At 61.3% G+C, this 16,473-nt stretch carries 14 protein-coding genes; 6 read left to right on the top strand and 8 right to left on the bottom strand.

The genetic code is table 11. The annotated features are described in order from the left end of the window. Positions 1–60: 60 nt before the first annotated feature. Entirely contained in the window at positions 61–2,106 is a 2,046-nt protein-coding gene (gene recQ, locus OEZ71_RS07895; protein WP_263739402.1) for a DNA helicase RecQ, read from the bottom strand. Between the two features lie 62 nt (positions 2,107–2,168). After that, the gene (locus OEZ71_RS07900; protein ID WP_263739403.1) at positions 2,169–2,462 is read right to left on the bottom strand and encodes a YggT family protein; all 294 of its coding nucleotides are present in this window, start codon (positions 2,460–2,462) and stop codon (positions 2,169–2,171) included. A 138-nt stretch (positions 2,463–2,600) separates the two neighbouring features. Here OEZ71_RS07900 and OEZ71_RS07905 point away from each other — a divergent pair, with 138 nt between their 5' ends. The 5 genes from OEZ71_RS07905 to OEZ71_RS07925 all read left to right on the top strand — a co-directional run bounded on the left by OEZ71_RS07905 (position 2,601) and on the right by OEZ71_RS07925 (position 7,037). Further along, positions 2,601–3,131 carry an acyl-CoA thioesterase gene (locus OEZ71_RS07905; protein ID WP_263739404.1) on the top strand — a complete coding sequence of 177 codons (531 nt, stop codon included), beginning with the start codon at positions 2,601–2,603 and terminating at the stop codon, positions 3,129–3,131. A 59-nt stretch (positions 3,132–3,190) separates the two neighbouring features. Continuing rightward, entirely contained in the window at positions 3,191–4,564 is a 1,374-nt protein-coding gene (locus tag OEZ71_RS07910) for an MFS transporter (RefSeq protein WP_263739405.1), read from the top strand. After that, positions 4,561–5,457 carry a penicillin-insensitive murein endopeptidase gene (gene mepA / locus OEZ71_RS07915; protein ID WP_263739406.1) on the top strand — a complete coding sequence of 299 codons (897 nt, stop codon included), beginning with the start codon at positions 4,561–4,563 and terminating at the stop codon, positions 5,455–5,457. The genes OEZ71_RS07910 and mepA overlap by 4 nt, the downstream gene beginning before the upstream one ends. Next, positions 5,430–6,323 (top strand): esterase-like activity of phytase family protein, encoded by an 894-nt coding sequence (locus OEZ71_RS07920; protein WP_263739407.1) that lies wholly within the window; start codon positions 5,430–5,432, stop codon positions 6,321–6,323. Before mepA ends, OEZ71_RS07920 begins: the two co-directional genes overlap by 28 nt. Positions 6,324–6,410: 87 nt before the next feature. Then, entirely contained in the window at positions 6,411–7,037 is a 627-nt protein-coding gene (locus OEZ71_RS07925; protein WP_263739408.1) for a queuosine precursor transporter, read from the top strand. A 279-nt stretch (positions 7,038–7,316) separates the two neighbouring features. On the opposite strand, the gene fnrL is transcribed toward OEZ71_RS07925, so the two are convergent. Next, positions 7,317–8,063 carry a transcriptional regulator FnrL gene (gene fnrL / locus OEZ71_RS07930; protein ID WP_263739409.1) on the bottom strand — a complete coding sequence of 249 codons (747 nt, stop codon included), beginning with the start codon at positions 8,061–8,063 and terminating at the stop codon, positions 7,317–7,319. A gap of 55 nt (positions 8,064–8,118) precedes the next feature. Between fnrL and hemN the strand changes: the two genes are divergently transcribed. Continuing rightward, a complete protein-coding gene (gene hemN / locus OEZ71_RS07935) occupies positions 8,119–9,474 on the top strand; it encodes an oxygen-independent coproporphyrinogen III oxidase (RefSeq protein WP_263739410.1) in 1,356 nt (451 codons plus the stop codon). Between the two features lie 76 nt (positions 9,475–9,550). Here hemN and OEZ71_RS07940 read toward each other — a convergent pair whose 3' ends face one another. Genes OEZ71_RS07940 through OEZ71_RS07960 form a run of 5 tightly spaced genes read right to left on the bottom strand, consistent with a single transcriptional unit; the run spans position 9,551 to position 16,441 of the window. Further along, positions 9,551–10,762, bottom strand: a complete 1,212-nt coding sequence (locus OEZ71_RS07940; RefSeq protein WP_263739411.1) for a glycosyltransferase — start codon at positions 10,760–10,762, stop codon at positions 9,551–9,553. After that, the gene (locus OEZ71_RS07945) at positions 10,759–12,360 is read right to left on the bottom strand and encodes an ABC transporter ATP-binding protein (RefSeq protein WP_263739412.1); all 1,602 of its coding nucleotides are present in this window, start codon (positions 12,358–12,360) and stop codon (positions 10,759–10,761) included. Before OEZ71_RS07945 ends, OEZ71_RS07940 begins: the two co-directional genes overlap by 4 nt. After that, positions 12,357–13,460, bottom strand: a complete 1,104-nt coding sequence (locus OEZ71_RS07950; RefSeq protein ID WP_263739413.1) for an ABC transporter permease — start codon at positions 13,458–13,460, stop codon at positions 12,357–12,359. Before OEZ71_RS07950 ends, OEZ71_RS07945 begins: the two co-directional genes overlap by 4 nt. Beyond that, positions 13,460–14,545, bottom strand: coding sequence for a microcin C ABC transporter permease YejB (locus tag OEZ71_RS07955; RefSeq protein ID WP_263739414.1), 1,086 nt, complete (start codon positions 14,543–14,545; stop codon positions 13,460–13,462). Before OEZ71_RS07955 ends, OEZ71_RS07950 begins: the two co-directional genes overlap by 1 nt. Before the next feature lie 18 nt (positions 14,546–14,563). Next, positions 14,564–16,441 (bottom strand): extracellular solute-binding protein, encoded by a 1,878-nt coding sequence (locus tag OEZ71_RS07960; protein ID WP_263739415.1) that lies wholly within the window; start codon positions 16,439–16,441, stop codon positions 14,564–14,566. Positions 16,442–16,473: the final 32 nt, after the last annotated feature.

Here is a 16,473-nt window from a genome sequence, read left to right on the forward strand (position 1 = left end):
GAATGTCGGAACAGGGCCTGTACCCCAGGAGGGTTGAAGCCGCCCGCATCTGACACTCATTCAGCCTTCCGTGGTGAGGATATCGATAAAGGCAGCGCCGAACCGTGTAGCCTTCTGTTCACCCATGCCCTGAATACGCTCCAGTTCCGCAAGTGTCCTCGGCCGGATTTCCGCGATCTTTCGCAGCGTCGAATTCGTGCAGATTAGATATTTGTCGATACCTTCGGAGCCCCGCGACAGTTCAGCCTGAGCCTGCATCAGCCGATCGAACAGTTCACCCGCTGCGCGGCCGGCAAGCTTGCGGCGGGCTGGGTGCATCTCTTCGCCCGCGCCGGTGATGACCTCGAGAAACGCTGTCCCATAGCTTTCGAGCTTTTTCGCGCCAACCCCGCTGACCCGCGCCATCTGGTCCAGAGTTGCGGGCCGGGTTTCGGCCATCTCGATCAGCGTCCGGTCGGAGAAGATCATGTAAGCGGGCATCCGCGCGGCCTCGGACAGCGCGCGCCGCTTAGCCTTCAGCGCGGATAGCAGCGGTGCGTCCTCTTCCGAAACCAGTGTCTTTACAACCGGTTTTCCGACCGCCTTGCGGATCGTATCGCGGCGCAGCGTGATCGACGCCTCGCCCTTCAGGATCGGCCGCGCTGCATCGGTCATCCGGAAGGCGCCGTGGCGTTCGGGGTCAGGGCGGATCAGATCATGGCCCATCATCTGCCGGAAGATCGCCTGCCACTGCACCTTGGGCAGGTCGCGGCCCACGCCGAAGGTCGGCAGATCATCGTGCCGACGCTGGCGGACCTTGTCGGTTTCATTGCCCGTCAGGATGTCAATGAGATGCCCGGCGCCGAAGCTTTCCCCCGTCCGCAGGATCGCTGACAGCGCCTTTCTGACCGCCTCGGTCCCGTCGAACAAATCCGGCGCGGTATCGCAGAGGTCGCAATTGCCGCAGGGCTCGGCGGTTTCGCCAAAATAGGACAGCAGGCGACGACGACGGCATGAGGTTGCCTCTGCCAGTCCCAGCAAAGCGTTCAGACGGGCATGATCGGCGGATTTGCGGTCGGCGGGCGCCAGCCCCTCATCGATCTGGGTGCGGCGAAAGCGGATGTCGTCCGGACCGTAAAGCGTCAGCGTCTCGGCCGGCGCGCCGTCGCGGCCAGCACGGCCAATTTCCTGATAATAGGCCTCGATCGACTTCGGCAGGTCGGCATGGGCGACCCAGCGAATATCGGGCTTGTCGACCCCCATGCCGAAGGCGACGGTGGCAACAACGATCAACCCGTCCTCGCGCTGGAACCGGCTTTCCACCTCGCGCCGTGCATCGGGATCAAGCCCGGCGTGATAGGCGCAGGCGACGTGCCCGGCCTCGCTTAAAGCCTGCGCCAAAGTCTCGGTCTTGGCGCGCGTCCCGCAATAGACGATACCTGACTGTCCCTTTCGGGCAGCGGCAAAGGTCAGAATCTGGCGGCGAGGCTGGTCCTTGACCTCAAAGGCAAGATGGATGTTCGGGCGGTCGAAGCCGCGCAGGAAGGTTTCGGGCGCGGCCCCGTCGAACAGCCGGGTAACGATCTCGGCCCGCGTTTCCTCATCCGCCGTGGCGGTGAAGGCGGCCAGGGGCACGTTCAGCGCCCGGCGCAACTCGCCGATGCGAAGATAATCGGGGCGGAAATCATGGCCCCACTGGCTGACGCAATGTGCCTCGTCCACCGCGATAAGGCTGGTTCTGATCCGTCTCAGCAGCGTCAGGGTGCCGCCCGAGGCGAGCCGTTCCGGTGCCATGTAAAGCAGCCTGAGCCGCCCCTCATCCAGCGACTGAAAGACCTCTTCGGTCTCATCCTCGGTATTGCCCGAAGTCAGCGCCCCGGCCTCCACCCCCGCTTCGCGCAGCGCGCGGACCTGATCGCGCATCAGTGCGATCAGGGGGGAAATAACCACTGTCACGCCATCGCGCATCAGGGCCGGAAGCTGAAAGCACAAAGACTTGCCGCCGCCCGTGGGCATGATCGCAAGTGTATTTCGCCCGCCCGCAACGGCGGCGACGATCTCGGCCTGTCCGGGTCGGAAGGCCGAGAATCCAAAAACGGAGGAGAGAAGTTCCTCTGCGCGGGTCATTGGCTCGCGTTCTTGTTGGCTCGATGGCCGGACTTTTTCACATGGCCCCGCCGGGGGCAAGGTCAGTAGCCGTAGAAGAAGCCCGCATTGTTGGTCAGAACGATGCGGATCGCGATCAGGGCGATGAAGGCGACAAGCGGCGCGAGGTCGAGGCCCGGCGTGTGGGGCAGAAACCGGCGGATCGGGGCATAGATCGGCTCCAGAAGCCGGTTCAGCCCGTACCAGATCTGCGACACCAATGGCTGGCGCAGGTTGAGCACCTGAAAGCTGATCAGCCACGACATGACGATATGCGCGATCATCAGGACCCAGGCGATCTGAAGGATCAACATCAGGATTTGGTACAAGGACTGCATCAGGTGCTCCGGCATGTCTCGGTCCGGCCAGAAGTAATGGCCGGGACGCCCCGGCGCAACATCTTACGCAACGTGACTGATTGACGGGGCGGCCCGCATGCGGCAGGCCAGCGGCGCGCCATTTCCCGTGAGAGCCCGATGTATCCTTTCCTGCGCATGACCAAGGAAATCTGGACCTCAAGCCGGGCTGAACCGCTTGGGATCACGGACACCCATGTCTCGCATCACATCTGCTGGCCCTGGGACCTCGACCTCTGGGCCGAGTTGAACAATGGCAGGACACTGACGCTCTTCGATCTGGGGCGTATACCGCTTGCCATGCGCATCGGTCTGGGGGGCGTTTTGCGGCGGAAACGCTGGGCCATCACGGTTGCGGGTAATACGGTACGTTATCGCCGCCGAGTGCGGATGTTCGACCGTGTGGAAATCCTCAGCCGCTGCATCGGCTGGGATGCGCGCTTCATCTACATGGAGCAGAGCATGTGGCGGAAAGGCGAATGTACAAGCCATATGCTGCTGCGTTCAGCGGTGACGTCGCCGAAAGGGATTGTGCCCCCGTCCGAGGTTCTGGCGGCGCTGGGTCTCGTGACGACGAGCCCGGATCTGCCCAGTTGGGCCCGCGCCTGGATCGCTGCCGATGCGGAACGGCCCTGGCCACCGGAACGCTGAGTGCTTGCGCGCGCGCGCCTTTTGGGGCTTGATCGCGGCCAACAGGCGAGGGCAGGAACATGACCTTATCGGCACGCAAGCGCATCTGGGGCTGGTGGTTCTTCGATTGGGCGAGCCAGCCGTACAACACCCTGCTACTCACCTTCATCTTCGGACCCTACTTCGCCAAGGTCGCCACGACAGAGTTCATGGCCTCGGGCATGACCGAATCCGTCGCCAAGGCCGAAGCGCAGGCCTATTGGGGCTTTGGACTGACGATCTGCGGTGTCGTTATCGCGATCCTGTCGCCAATCCTTGGCGCCATTGCCGACGGGTCCGGAAGGCGGATGATCTGGATCTGGTTCTTCTCTGTTCTCTACGTCGTCGGCGCGCTCGGGATCTGGCAGCTCACGCCCGAAGCGCCGATGCTGGCGCAGGCCGTGTTCTTCTTCGGCATCGGCTTCGTCGCGATGGAGTTCGCTACGACCTTCACCAATGCCCTGATGCCGTCCCTCGTAGAAGACGAAAAGCTCGGCTCGGTTTCGGGTAGCGGCTTTGCCTTTGGCTATCTCGGCGGGTTGATCGCGCTGATCATCATGCTGCTGTTCTTCGCCGAGAATGGCGAGACCGGGCGGACATTGATTGGCATGGCACCGGCACTCGGACTTGATCCTTCAACGCTGGAAGGCACGCGCTTTGTCGGACCGTTCTCGGCGATCTGGTTCATCGTCTTCATGATCCCGTTCTTCCTCTGGGTGCGCGAACCAAAACGCCCTGCGGGAATGGTTCAGCGGGCGGGCGCGGCACTTGCCGGGCTCTGGCAGTCGGTTCTCGGGTTGGCAGACCGCAGAAGCCTTGCCGCCTATCTCGGCTCTTCCATGTTCTATCGCGACGCGCTGAACGGCCTCTTCGGTTTCGGCGGGGTCTATGCCTCGGGCGTGCTTAACTGGTCGATCACCCAGATCGGCATCTTCGGCATCCTCGGCGGCGTAACAGCGGCGCTGGCGAGCTGGCTGGGCGGTTATGCGGACCAGAGGTTCGGGCCGAAGCCTGTGATCAAAGCCTCGATCCTCGTCCTTATCGCGGTCTGCAGCATCGTTGCGGGAATGAATCGGGAAAGCATCTTTGGCATCGCGATTGCGGCCAATTCGGCCCTGCCGGACATGATCTTCTATATCTGCGGCGGCCTTATTGGCGCGGCCGGGGGTACGATTCAGGCGGCGAGCCGGACCTTGATGGTGCGCCACACTTCGCCCGAGCGCGCGGCCGAAGCCTTTGGCCTTTTCGCGCTATCGGGCAAGGCGACGTCATTCCTTGCGCCGGCACTCATCGCGGTGGTGTCGACGCTGACCGGCAGCCAGCAACTCGGCATCACTCCGCTCATCGGGCTTTTTCTCATCGGTCTTATCTTGTTAGTCTGGGTCAAACCCGATGGCGACAGGGGAATGGCGTGAGGCAGATATTCGCAACAATTCTTGCTTTCTCATTGGCAGGGACCGGCCCCGCCGTGGCGGAGCCGCTGGCGAACCAGCTCTTTGGCGCGAAGCGGGCCGCCTCGGCGCATAAGGCACATGCGATCGGCACCTACGCCAAGGGCTGCGGCGCGGGATTCGTCCAACTGCCGGAAACCGGACCGACCTGGCAAGCGATGCGGCTTTCCCGGAACCGCAACTGGGGTCATCCTGAACTGGTGCAATATGTCATGGACCTGTCGGTTGCCGCGCGGCAACTTGGCTGGGCCGGGCTCTACGTCGGCGATATGAGCCAACCGCGCGGCGGGCCGATGACATCAGGCCATTCCAGCCACCAGATCGGGCTGGATGCAGATATCTGGATGCTGCCGCCGAAACGGCTGAACCTAAGCCGGGGCGAGCGGGAGAGTATCAGTTCCGTTTCCGTGCGGACCGACGATCAGACCCGGATCAACGGCAACTGGACCCCTACCCATCACGCGCTATTGAAGGCAGCGGCATCCGATCCGCGCGTCGACCGCATCTTTGTCGCCGCCGCAGTGAAGATCGAGATGTGCCGAACCGCCAAGCGGTCGGACAAATCCTGGCTCCAGAAGATCCGTCCGCTTTACGGTCACAACACCCATTTCCATGTGCGCCTGAAATGCCCGACGGGGTCGGGCCTTTGCCAGACCCAGACACCGACCGTTTCCGAACTGTCCAAGGGCGGAAATGGTTGCGACGAGACCCTGACCTGGTGGGTGACGGAGTATCTGGAGCAGCTCCGGAATCCGCCTAAGCCATCGAAGAAAAAAGGACCGCGCAAGAAAGGCGCGCGTGAGTTCACGATGGCCGACCTGCCAAAACAATGCTCCGTCGTTCTCGCCTCGCAGTGATCGCGGCCGCGGCGTTGGCGCTCGCGGGCGGCGCCTCGGCTCCGTCGCATGCCGATTATGTTGGCACCTTCGTCTGGCAACAGAACGACGATCCGCATTTCGGCGGCTTCTCGGGCTTTGATCTGGCCGAAGATGGGCTGCATTTCGTCACCGTGTCCGATACCGCAGCAATCTATTCCGGTACACTCAGCCGCGATGCGCGAGGCGTGGTCGCTTCGGTCACTGCCACCACACCAATCATACCGGCTTCCCGCAGCGGGCAACGCCTCGTCGATCCGATGGACGATGCCGAGGGATTGGCCATCGGTCCTGACGGCACAATATTCTTGTCATATGAAACCGAGGACCGGATCGTTGAATACCGTGACCGCGGCGCGACATGGGTGCGGGAGTTTGCCCCCCGCGATTTTCGCCGGTTCAATCTGAACAAAGGGCTTGAGGCGCTGGCAATTGACGCCAGAGGTGCCCTCTACGCGATCCCTGAATTAGAGGCCGCCACAGGCTCGCCCATTCCGGTCTTCCGGCTGCAAAATGAAACCGCCGATATTCCCTTCTTGCTGAGACGGGAGGGCGACTGGCTGCCGGTTGGGGCGGACTTCGGACCGGACGGGCGGCTGTACCTTCTCGAACGCGATTTCTGGCCGCTGATCGGTTTCATGAGCCGGGTCAGGCGTATCACACTCGATGGCGACAGAGTCGCCAGCGACGAGGTTCTCCTCCAAACCGGCGCGGGGGTTCATGACAACCTTGAAGGGCTCGCCGTCTGGCGCGACGCCGAGGGAGCGATCCGCCTGACGATGATCTCGGATGACAACTTCCTGCCGGTGCAGCGGACCGAGATAGTGGACTACCGCGTCGCAGAATGACTTGACCGGCAAGGCACGAGGGCTTAAACGCCGCGCGTTCCCGATATGGGACCAAGTCTCCGCGACCTTGTAAAAAACGGACAGAACATGACCCGCAAGCTTCTTCCTGGCATCCTTGCCATGGCCGCTATCGTCGTGGCCGCGAACATCCTCGTTCAATATGTGATCGAGGACTGGTTCCTCACCTGGGGCGCCTTCACCTACCCCTTCACCTTCCTCGTCACCGATATCACCAACCGCATCCACGGACCTGCCGCCGCACGCCGCGTGGTCTATGCCGGTTTCGTCGTGGGCGTGATCTGTTCGCTGATCGGCACGCAGATCATTGGTGAGTTCGGCCCGCTCGTGACCCTGCGCATCGCGATCGGTTCCGGCCTTGCCTTCCTTGTCGCACAGCTTCTGGATGTCGCGATCTTCGACCGGATGCGCGAGGGCGCCTGGTGGCGCGCACCGCTGGTTTCGACCCTCGTCGGGTCGGCTGTCGACACCGCGATCTTCTTCACGATCGCCTTTGCCGCTTCGCTCAGCTTCCTTGAACCGGCCAATGACGTCTCTTGGGCTGGTGAGATGATCCCGCTTCTGGGCGTGGGCGCAGTGGTGCCGCTCTGGGTGTCGCTGGCCACTGCGGACTGGATTGTGAAACTATCGCTCGCCCTGGTGGCGCTTGTGCCGTTTCGGGCAATTGTTACAAGATTGACGGCAAACGTTGCGTAAAAACAATTGACAGACACAAAATCTGTGGCAGCCTGTGGATAACGGCAACGCAGAGAAAGGAGGTGATCCAGTGTCTAGAGTGATATTGGAGAGAGGTGTCGGGACAGTCAGGGGGGCGTTGACCCAAGGGTAACAGCTTGGGCTTTGAACCCTGACTGGGCCTTGTCGAGCTTCGACACCCTAACTGGCCCATCTCCGTAGATCTCGGAGGGCCGCTCCAACCCGGAGCGGCCCTTTCCGTTTTACGCTATAAGAAAATTCGGTGCTGCGAGAGGCTTTTCAGCCTGGTATACCGCCATCGGTATCGTCGCCCGCCTCTTCTATAAGCCGGTCGAAATTTGGAATTGTCACGTGGCGCTTGCCTTCGAGCTCAATCACCCCGTCGCGTTTCAGTGCCGACATCTGTCGGCTAACGGTTTCAAGCGTCAGGCCAAGATAGTCCGCCATCGCCTCTCGCGTCAGCGGCAGGTCGATGACAAGCTTGCCTGCGGCCGGCAGCATCTTCAAAGACGCATCGCGCCGCGCGACGATGGCCAGAAGGCTCGCGATTTTCTCTCTCGCAGTTTTACGGCCAAGGAGCAGAAGCCATTCACGCGCCGCATCAAGCTCATCCAGCGTCATCTCCAGAAGTCGCTGGGCGATGTGGGGTGTCTTCGCCATCAGGTCCTCGAACGGCTTCTTGCGGAAGCAGCACATCAGAAGATCGGTCGTCGCCACAACATTGTAGGGGGCAGTATCGCGCCCCGGGCGGCCGACAAAATCAGACGGGAAAAGAAGCCCGACGGTCTGAGTCCGACCGTCTTCCATTACCTGGCTTAGCGTCGCAACGCCGGTCACGACCGAGGCCACAAATTCCATACGGTCGCCGGACCAGATCAGGGTCTGACCCGCCTCGAAGCTGCGATAGTACTTGATCGCATCGAGGGACATGAGTTCATCGGCCTCGCAGCGCGCGCAAACGGCCCTGTGACGGATCGGGCAAGAGCCGCACTGCGGGTGGGCGAGGGGGATTTCTTGAAGGGCCATCTGCATTTTGATCTGTGTCAAGGTGGGGAACCGACCCCGGTCTAAAGCTAGGCGCATGACAGCTGAATCGCAACTCTCGCGGTTCGGACTCTTTGACGCGCGCGTGCCGCGCTATACAAGTTATCCGACCGCCCCGCATTTCAATTCGTGCATCGGTCCCGAAGATTTTCGGGACTGGATCGGCGCTATCCCGGAAGGGGCGCGGATATCACTCTATCTGCATGTGCCTTTCTGCCGCCGTCTTTGCTGGTTCTGTGCCTGCCGGACACAAGGAACAACTTCCGATGACCCGGTCCGGGCATATGTCGAGGTTCTGAAGGCCGAATTGCAGTTGCTGAAGGCTCAGCTTCCCGCCGGTGTGACCCTGTCTCGGCTGCATTGGGGCGGCGGCACGCCGACCTTGATGCCTGCGCAGATCATGGAGGATCTTGCCCGCGCCGTGTTCGATGTCGTTCCGCTGGGCGACGGTGCGGAGTTCTCGGTAGAGATCGACCCCAATGAGATCGACGACGACCGACTCGATGCACTGGCCTCGGCGGGAATGAACCGGGCCTCGATCGGGGTACAGGACTTCGATCCGGCAATTCAGAAGATGATCGGTCGGGATCAATCGTTCGAGATCACCAAGAAGGCCGCGGACATGATTCGTGATCGGGGTGTAGCATCACTCAATGCCGACATACTTTTCGGCCTGCCGCGCCAGAACCGTGACAGGATCGCGGCATCGGTGCAGAAGTTGCTCTCACTCAGCCCCGACCGTGTCGCGCTTTATGGCTATGCACACGTCCCCTGGATGGCGCGGCGGCAGGTGATGATCCCGTCGGATACCCTGCCCCGGCCGGAAGAACGGCTGGAACTGTTTGAGACGGCGCGCCAGCTCTTTGTCGCTGACGGATATGACGAGATCGGCATCGATCATTTCGCGCTGCCGACCGATGGTCTGGCCCGGGCAGCACGCGAGGGGTGTCTGAGGCGGAACTTCCAAGGCTATACCGATGACACGGCCGAGGTGCTGATAGGCCTTGGTGCGTCATCGATTTCGCGCTTTCCGCAGGGCTATGCGCAGAACGCGTCTGCGACCTCGGCCTATACCAAGGCGGTAAGGGCGGGCGAATTCGCCACCGCAAAGGGCCATGGTTTCGCAGGGCAGGACCGGATGCGCGCACGGATGATCGAGGCGTTGATGTGCGATTTCCGCATCGACGCAAATGAGATCTGCCGAGACTTCAACATAAGTGCAGAGCAGCTTCGTACGCTTTTCGACACTGCGGCACGCGACTTTGGCGATATGGTCAATATAGGGCCCGACGCGTTCAGCATCCCGGAACGCGCAAAGCCACTGACCCGGATGATTGCCCGGGCGTTTGACGCCTATGATCTGTCAAAAGCGGGGCACAGCCCGGCGGTGTGACGGGGCAGAAAAGTATTGTTCCAAAACTTTTCTGCGAAAGGATTTTGGAACAAAACCCGTCCCACGCCGACCGCGATCACCGACCTGCGTTCTCGACGAATTCCACAAGGCGCGGAAGACTGTGGCGTTTCAGATCATAGCTGTCGCTGATTGTCGCCCGCGCCGCCGCACGCAGGGGTGCCGCCGCTTCCGGGTCGGCCAGAGCAGCGGTCAAGGCCTCTGCCCAGCCGTCCACGTCGAAGAAATCGATCAGCCGCCCGTTTTCCCCGTCGCGGATTAATTCCTCGACCGGTTTCGTACGCGAGCCCACGACCAGTGCCCCGGCGCTCATCGCCTCCAGCATCGACCACGAAAGGACGAAGGGATAGGTCAGGTAGGCGTGGACGCGTGTGACCTGCAAAAGCGACAGGAACTCAGGATAGGGAACGTTGCCAAGAAAGTGGATGCGGCTGAGGTCGACCCGGTCTTTCACCTCGTCGAGGAATATCTGCTTCCACGTCATGCCCTTGGCTGGCGCGGGCCCATAGCTCTGTGCGTCGCCACCGACGATCACGATCTTAGCTTCGGGCCGCGCCTTCATCACTTCGGGCAGGGCACGCATGAAGATGTGATAGCCGCGATAGGGTTCAAGGTTGCGGTTCACGAAACTCAGAACCTCGTCCCCCGGCGTCAGAATCCGTCCGTTCGGCAGAGACAGCCGTGCATCCGGATCGGGCCGGACCCGGTCGGTGTCGATACCGTCATGAATCACGCTGATCTTGCTGCGCAGTTCCTTAGGGTAAGTTGAGGCCTGCCAGGCCGTCGGCGCGAGTGCCGCATCAGCCTCGACCAGCGCCTGCAAAAGATGCGCGCGCCGCGCAACGACCGAGAGGTTCGGGCCATTGACGTTCTGGAATTCGGGGTCGAAACCGGTATCGGCCCCCTTCGCGCGATAATAGAACTCCGCATAGGTCAGGTGCCGCGCTTCAGGCCAAACCTCGCGCAGGAACAGCGTTTCACCCCAGCCACCATGCCCGAAAACGATGTCGGGTACGTATCCCTTTTGTCGCGTCAGTTGTAGTGCCGCTCGCGCCACCGACACGCCGCGTTCCGACATCTCGGCATAGGTCTTGGCCGCACCTTCCACCTTTCTCTCGGCCGGATCGCGATAGCGCAGCACCGGAACGGGAGCGGTGCGCTTGTTGCGCGCAGCCGTCAGTCCCACGACCTGATGACCGCGGCTGACCAGCGCAGGCGCGAGGTGCAGGAACTGGCCGGGAAAGTTCTGGTGAACGAGGAGGATCTTCATGCGCTGCGGACCGCGTGGCCGAAGGCGGCGGCCATCAGCTCGCGGGTATAGCCGGTTTGTGGATTGTCGAAGACCGCGTCGCCATCCCCGGCTTCGACCACGTCACCTGCCTTCATTACGATAACCTTGTGCGCCAGAGCGCGGACAACCCGCAGGTCATGGCTGATGAAGAGATAGGCGAGCCCGTAACGCCGCTGGAGTGACCGCAGCAATTCCACGATCTGCACCTGTACGGTCATGTCGAGAGCCGAGGTCGGTTCATCCAGCACCACGACTCTTGGCCGGAGGATCATCGCCCGCGCGATTGCGATCCGCTGACGCTGGCCACCGGAAAACTCGTGCGGGTAGCGTTCCATCATTGCCGGGTCCAGCCCGACCTCGGTCATGATCTCCGCCACCATCTCGCGCCGATCCCGGCCCTTCTCCACGCCGTGCACGGTCAGGCCCTCGGCGATGATCTGTTCGCAGGTCATACGGGGGCTGAGGCTGCCATAGGGGTCCTGAAAGACGATCTGCATGTCGCGGCGCAGCTTGCGCAGATCGCGTGGCCGCCAGTCCGAGATATCTTGCCGGAGATAAACGATCGGCCCCTCCGACGCGATCAGCCGCATGATGGCGAGCGCGAGCGTCGTCTTGCCCGAACCGCTTTCGCCGACGATGCCCAGAGTCTCGCCAGCCCGGACGGAAATCGACGCGGCATTCACCGCCTTCACATGACCAACCGTGCGGCGCAGAAGCCCACGCTGGATCGGGAACCAGATGCGCAGGTTGTCCGTGCGCACGATCTCTTCGGCCCCCTCGGGCACCGGATCAGGGCGTCCCTTTGGTTCGGCGGCGAGCAGTTTTTGCGTATAGGGGTGCTGCGGGTTCGCAAAAATCTGCTCCACCGGCCCCTGTTCGACGATCTCGCCGCCTTGCATCACGCAGACCCGGTCGGCGATGCGGCGGACGATGCCGAGGTCGTGCGAGATGAAAAGAAGGCTCAGCCCTTCGCGTTCTTTCAGTTCGGCCAGAAGGTCAAGGATCTGCGCCTGAATCGTGACATCCAGCGCAGTCGTCGGTTCGTCGGCGATCAGAAGCTCCGGCCCGTTCGCCAACGCCATCGCGATCATCACCCGCTGGCGCTGGCCGCCCGAAAGCTGGTGCGGGTAGTCGGCCAGACGGCGTTCGGCATTATCGATGCCGACCTTCTCCATCAATTCGATGATCCGCTTTCGCGCGGCCTCGCCCACCAGTCCCTGATGCAGCGCCAGGCTTTCGGCCAGCTGCTTCTCCAGCGTGTGAAGGGGATTGAGCGAGGTCATCGGCTCCTGAAAGATGAAGCTGATATCGTTGCCACGCACGTCGCGCAGCACGGGTTCCGGCGCGCCGATCATCTCGCGGTCGAGATATTTGACCGAGCCCGACACTTCGGCATTGTCGCCGAGCAGCGCCACGGTCGACAAAGCCGTCACCGATTTGCCCGAGCCGCTTTCCCCGACAATGGCGACGGTTTCGCCCTTGCCGACGGTAAAGCTTACCCCCTTCACCGCATGGATCAGCTTGCCATCCTGCCGGAAATCGACCTTCAGGTCGCGGATATCGAGGACGGTCTTCATTTGAAGGTCTTCCGGGGGTCGAACGCATCGCGTACGCCTTCGAAGATGAAGACGAGAAGCGAGAGCATGATGGCGAAGGTGAAAAAGGCCGAGAAGCCGAGCCAAGGTGCCTGAAGGTTTGACTTGCCCTGCAACGCAAGCTCACCGAGCGAGGGCAGGGAAGAGGGTAGGCCGTAGCCGAGATAGTCGAGGGCGGCCAAGCCGCCGATGGCACCCGTGACGATGAAGGGCAGGAAGGTCAGCGTCGCCACCATGGCGTTGGGCAGGATGTGGCGGAACATGATCACCCGGTCACTGACTCCAAGCGCGCGGGCGGCTCGGACATATTCGAAGTTCCGTGCACGCAGGAACTCCGCCCGGACCACACCGACTAATGCGGGCCAGCCGAAGAGGATGGTGACGAAGACCAGAAGCCCGAAACTGCGTCCGAGGATCGCGAAGAGGATGATGATGACGTATAGGCCGGGGGTCGATCCCCAGATTTCCAAGAGCCGCTGGAACACGAGATCAACCCAGCCGCCGAAATAACCTTGTACGGCACCTGCCGCGATGCCAATGAGGCTGGAAATCGTGGTCACGATCAGCGTGAAGAGAATCGACAGGCGGAAGCCATAGATGATCCGGGCCAGCACATCGCGGGATGTGTCGTCGGTGCCCAGCCAGTGATCGCCATCGGGAGCAGAGGGCGCGGTACCGACGTTGTTGATCGTATTGTAGCGGTAGGGGATCGGCGGCCAGAGCATCCAGCCTTTCTCGATCTCCTCGCCGTTGACGATGCCGTCAGCGGCATCCTCGATCACCCCTTCCGGGTCGTCGAAACAGTCCTCAAGTCCGCCCGAGACGATCAGGCAGCGCACTTCCGGTTCGCGATAAACCGCCTCGGTCCTGAAATCGCCGCCGAAGGCGGTTTCGGGGTAGAATTTGTAGATCGGGAAATGCAAACCGCCGCGATAGGAAACGACGATCGGCTTATCGTTCGCCACGACCTCGGCCATCAGCGAAAACACGAACAACACTAGGAAGATGCCGAGCGACCAGACCGCGCGGCGGTTGGCCTTGAAGTTGCGCCAGCGGCGCTGGTTGAGGGGGGACAACCGCATCAGCCCGCCCGCTTTTCAAAGTCGATGCGTGGATCGACGAAGACATACATGAGGTCGGACAGGATGCCGATCAGAAGGCCCAGCAGGCCAAAGACCCAGAGCGTGCCGAAGACAACCGGATAGTCGCGCGCGACCGCCGCCTCATACCCAAGCCGCCCGAGCCCGTCGAGCGAGAAGATCGTCTCGATCAGAAGGCCGCCGCCGAAGAGGACGGCGAGGAAGAGGCCGGGAAACCCGGCGATCACGATCAGCATCGCGTTGCGGAAGACATGACCGTAAAGCACGCGGCCCTCGCTCAGACCCTTGGCCTTGGCGGTCAGGACATATTGCTTGTTGATCTCATCCAGAAAGCTGTTCTTGGTCAGCAGCGTCAGCGTAGCGAAACTGGAGATGGTCGAGGCGATAACCGGCAGGGTGATGTGCCAGAAATAGTCGGCCACCTTGCCGATCATGCTCATCTGCTCCCAGCCGTCCGAGGTCAATCCCCGAAGCGGAAAGATGCGCCAGTAGCTGCCGCCCGCGAAAAGGACGATCAGCAGGACCGCGAAGAGGAACCCCGGAATCGCATAGGCGACGATGATCGTGCCCGAGGTCCATGTGTCGAAGGCCGACCCGTCCTTCACCGCCTTGCGGATGCCAAGCGGGATGGAGATCAGATAGGCCAGAAGCGTCGACCAGAGCCCGAGCGTGATCGAAACCGGCATCTTCTCGATCACCAGATCGACGACGGAGATCTTGCGGAAATAACTCTCGCCGAAGTCAAAGCGCAGGTAGTCGCCCATCATCTTGAAGAACCGCTCATGCGCTGGCTTATCGAGGCCAAACTGCTTTTCCAGCTCTTCGATGAATTCAGGCGGCAGACCACGCGCGCCCAGATAACGGTCGTCGCCGCCCGTCTGGCTTTGGGTTTCGACATCGCCGCCGCCCGAGATGTTCTGGAATACGTCGCCCGATCCTTCCAGCCGGGCGATGATCTGCTCCACCGGCCCGCCGGGCACGAACTGCGTGAGCGTGAAATTGATCAGCATGATCCCGAACAAGGTCGGGATCATCAGCAGCAATCTTCGCAGAATATAGGCGCCCACGGTCCTGTGTTCCCGGTCTTAGTAGGCGCCAGCGGCCTTCAGCCGTTCGGCGGCTTCCGCGTCATACCACCAGAAATCCAACTCGCCCACGGAAAGCGGCGGCAGGTTTTCAGGGTGTCGATAGTAGTCGTAGTAGGCAACCCAGGTCTTGGGCAGATACCAGAGCGGAATATCAAAGCCCACGGCCCTGAGCGCCCGGTCGAGCGCATGGACCGATGTCCGCAGATCATCCAGTGTCTGAGCTGCCACGACATGGGTTATCAGCCGGTCGATGGCGGGATTGCGCAACCGCATGAGATTGCGGGAACTATCATCAGCGGTTTTCGACCCGAACCACTGCTCCAACCCGCCGGAAGGTTCAAATCCAAGATCGAATCCCTGATTGGCAAGGTCGAAATCTCCCTTCCGGCGCCGCTCCACATATTGCGAGATGTCGATGCGGTCGAGTTTTCCCTGCACGCCGATCAGTGCGAGGTTTTCGATGAACGGATTGACGAACCGGTCATAGGTCGGGCTGAACTGGATGATTGTCAGATCCAGTGTCTCGCCCTTCTCATTTCGGCGGATCCCGTCGTTGCCGGTTGTCCAGCCAGCCTCGTCGAGCAGCTTGCTTGCCTGCCGGATGAGGCTGCGCGACGGGCGGTTCGCGGTTTCGTCGTGCGTAACCGGAACTTTCGCGTCTTCGGTCAGGATCGCCGGATCAAGAAGTCCCTCATCAACCAGCGGCTTCAGAAGCGCGATTTCACCTTCGGATGGCGCGCCGCTGGCGGCCAAGTCAGAGCCCGGCCAATAGGAGGTCGGGTTTTGGAAAAAGCCGTACTGCAGCGTCTTGTTGGACCAGGCGAAGTTGTACATCATCCCGATCGCTTCGCGCACCTTCGCATCCTGCCAGTGCGGCCGGTCGAGGTTGAAGACCCAGGAAAGCCGTGTACCGACATTTCCGTCGGGGATTTCCTCTTGCCTCACCCAGCCTTTGTCCATCGCCTGAAAATCGTAACCCGTCGCCCAGTTCTGCGAATTGTTTTCGGTCCGGAAGGTGTAGTCTCCGGCCTTGAACCCTTCGAAGGCGGCGTCACTGTCGGCGAAGTACTCCACCCGGATCGTATCGAAGTTGTTGCGCCCCTTGTTGAAGGGGATGTCGTTGCCCCAGTAGTCGGGGTTGCGTTTGTAGACGATGCGGCTGTTGAACTTGGCACTATCGAGAACATAGGCGCCGGTCGACATGAACGGCTGCTGTGTCGACTTGTCGAGCCGTGTTCCGGTTTCTTCGAACCAAGCTTTGGAGAAAACGGGCGTCCCACCGGCGAACCCCACCCGGTCCCGCATCGGGGCGGAGTCGGTGAAGTAAAAGGTGATGCGATAAGGCCCTTCGATTTCCACCCGGTCGATATACCCTTCCACCACACGGCGGTATTCGAGGATTCCCTGCGTCAGGAACAGGTTGAAACTGTACTCGACATCATCGGCCGTCATCGGCGTGCCGTCTGCGAACTTAACGTCTTCGCGCAGGTTGAACGTCACGTAGGACAGGTCTTCCGGATATTCGAGTGTCGTGCAGAGAAAGCAGTATGAGCCATAGGGATCGTCAGCAGTAGAGGTCAGGATCGCCTCGCTGCCGATCGTGTTCAGCGCCGCAGGAACCCCGTCGCTGGCATACTGATTGAAACTGTCAAAGCTGCCCTGCGACCAGATCGAAATCTCGCCGCCCTTGGGCGCATCGGGGTTGACGTAGTCGAGATGCTCGAAATCGGCAGGGTATTTCAGTTCGCCGAAATTGGAATAGCCGTACGACGTGGTGACGGTTCCCTGCGCGAAACCTGTGGTGGGAAGACCAAACGAGAACGCCGCGATTGCCGACAGCACAGCAACGCGCATGTTGTGGAGCCTCTGCGCCATTTTTCCGGCCGGTTTTTGGGGACCCTGCAACC

It is taken from the genome of Albidovulum litorale (assembly GCF_025751495.1).
In the GTDB taxonomy this organism is placed as follows: domain Bacteria; phylum Pseudomonadota; class Alphaproteobacteria; order Rhodobacterales; family Rhodobacteraceae; genus Albidovulum; species Albidovulum litorale.

Excerpts from the sequence above, each read along its gene's own strand:
- recQ (WP_263739402.1), bottom strand. The coding sequence starts at position 2,106 with ATGACCCGCGCAGAGGAACTTCTCTCCTCCGTTTTTGGATTCTCGGCC.
- OEZ71_RS07900 (WP_263739403.1), bottom strand. The coding sequence starts at position 2,462 with ATGCAGTCCTTGTACCAAATCCTGATGTTGATCCTTCAGATCGCCTGG.
- OEZ71_RS07905 (WP_263739404.1), top strand. The coding sequence starts at position 2,601 with ATGTATCCTTTCCTGCGCATGACCAAGGAAATCTGGACCTCAAGCCGG.
- OEZ71_RS07910 (WP_263739405.1), top strand. The coding sequence starts at position 3,191 with ATGACCTTATCGGCACGCAAGCGCATCTGGGGCTGGTGGTTCTTCGAT.
- OEZ71_RS07920 (WP_263739407.1), top strand. The coding sequence starts at position 5,430 with ATGCTCCGTCGTTCTCGCCTCGCAGTGATCGCGGCCGCGGCGTTGGCG.
- OEZ71_RS07925 (WP_263739408.1), top strand. The coding sequence starts at position 6,411 with ATGACCCGCAAGCTTCTTCCTGGCATCCTTGCCATGGCCGCTATCGTC.
- fnrL (WP_263739409.1), bottom strand. The coding sequence starts at position 8,063 with ATGGCCCTTCAAGAAATCCCCCTCGCCCACCCGCAGTGCGGCTCTTGC.
- hemN (WP_263739410.1), top strand. The coding sequence starts at position 8,119 with ATGACAGCTGAATCGCAACTCTCGCGGTTCGGACTCTTTGACGCGCGC.
- OEZ71_RS07940 (WP_263739411.1), bottom strand. The coding sequence starts at position 10,762 with ATGAAGATCCTCCTCGTTCACCAGAACTTTCCCGGCCAGTTCCTGCAC.
- OEZ71_RS07945 (WP_263739412.1), bottom strand. The coding sequence starts at position 12,360 with ATGAAGACCGTCCTCGATATCCGCGACCTGAAGGTCGATTTCCGGCAG.
- OEZ71_RS07950 (WP_263739413.1), bottom strand. The coding sequence starts at position 13,460 with ATGCGGTTGTCCCCCCTCAACCAGCGCCGCTGGCGCAACTTCAAGGCC.
- OEZ71_RS07960 (WP_263739415.1), bottom strand. The coding sequence starts at position 16,441 with ATGGCGCAGAGGCTCCACAACATGCGCGTTGCTGTGCTGTCGGCAATC.